Here is a 678-nt window from a genome sequence, read left to right on the forward strand (position 1 = left end):
GGCCAGGGCGCGCTGGACCGCGCCGCCGGGCTCGCCGTTCGCGCGCGTGGCCGGGCGCGCGCCGCTGGTCAGTTTCGAGCTGTCGGACCTGGACGTGCGGGTCGGCCGGCCCGCGCGGCGCCCCCAGCGGACCGACGTTCGCCCGGATTGACAGGGCCCGCGCGGCTTCGCCTGATGCCGCGGGGATTCTGTGGGGCGCGGGCGTGAAGTTCAGGATTTTGACAGGCGTGGCGGCGGCGGTTGTCGTCGCCGGCGGAGCGCACGCGCAGGAGGCGCCGGCGAAGGCCGCGCCCGATCCGGCCCTGGTCGCCGAGGTGAAGGCGTCGCTGAACCCGAAGGTGGTGATCGGCGGCGTGCCGCCGGCCGACGCGCGCGTGGCGGAGGTCGGGGCCTGCGTCTGGGCCTCGATGTCGGCCGCCGACCGGCGGGCCCGGATCGGGGCGGCCCCGGAGAAGCGGACCGTGCCGGAAGACCACTGGGACTATCCCGCCCCGCTGGCCAATGACGCCCTGTTCGACGCGGACCTGATCGGCCGGGTGCGAGCCTGTGATCCCAACCTTACGCGCCACTGGCGCTATTCGGTGCTGGCCGGCGCGGCCGTGGTCGAGCGCGAGGCGGCGCTGGCGCGGCTGGCCCGCGCGGGGTTGAGCGAGGCGGAGCTGCTGGCCGCCTGGACGG

The 678-nt window shown here is 76.5% G+C and carries 1 protein-coding gene; it reads left to right on the plus strand.

Features of this window, described 5'->3' with window-relative positions:
- Nucleotides 1–227: 227 nt before the first annotated feature.
- Nucleotides 228–678, plus strand: a 451-nt coding sequence (locus G3573_RS21835) for a hypothetical protein (protein ID WP_163263705.1), incomplete at its 3' end; no start/stop codon positions are given.

The sequence above is a fragment of the Caulobacter sp. 17J65-9 genome, assembly GCF_010975005.1.
Taxonomy (GTDB): domain Bacteria; phylum Pseudomonadota; class Alphaproteobacteria; order Caulobacterales; family Caulobacteraceae; genus 17J80-11.